Here is a 567-nt window from a genome sequence, read left to right on the forward strand (position 1 = left end):
CTAAAGCTATTGCCTAAACTTGAAGTAGCTTTATTTTTCTTAACAATATAAGCGGGTCCAAAATCTCTGGGTGAATCACTCCCTGTAAATCCTTTCCATTCTGCAAGGCGTCTTTGGCTTCCTATCGCGCAAGACGAAGTTCCTATTCCACAAATACCAAAATTCGCATCACCTTCGCGATTGTTAGGGTCATCATCTAAATATGCCCATACATAAATGTATCTGCCACCGTATTCTTCAATACTATCAGACGTTCTAACATTATACCCACCCTTGACTTGCTTTTCTTCCTCTAGGCTTAGAATATGCACACCTTTAGAATAATCACTTAATGCACCATGAGTAACTTTTGCCAAAATATCTTCTGCTGCAAACACAGAACTTGCCATTAACGCACTTACTGATATTGAAAAAATAAGTTTTTTCATGCTATCCCCTTTGATCATTTGCCTTAACTATAGGCTAAAGTATGCTATAATTTTTTTACTTAATATTTTTTTAAATATTACTCAATCTTTCAAAATTATTTTATTTTATTTGTTTTTATGCTTCAATATGTTACAATTT

The 567-nt window shown here is 33.7% G+C and carries 1 protein-coding gene; it reads right to left on the bottom strand.

Annotated features, from left to right (window positions below):
• On the bottom strand, positions 1-428 hold a 428-nt coding region (locus tag CCZ01_RS10035; protein ID WP_112053041.1), incomplete at its 3' end, for a hypothetical protein.
• Positions 429-567 lie beyond the last annotated feature (139 nt).

This window comes from Helicobacter monodelphidis (assembly GCF_003288845.1).
Lineage (GTDB): Bacteria > Campylobacterota > Campylobacteria > Campylobacterales > Helicobacteraceae > NHYN01.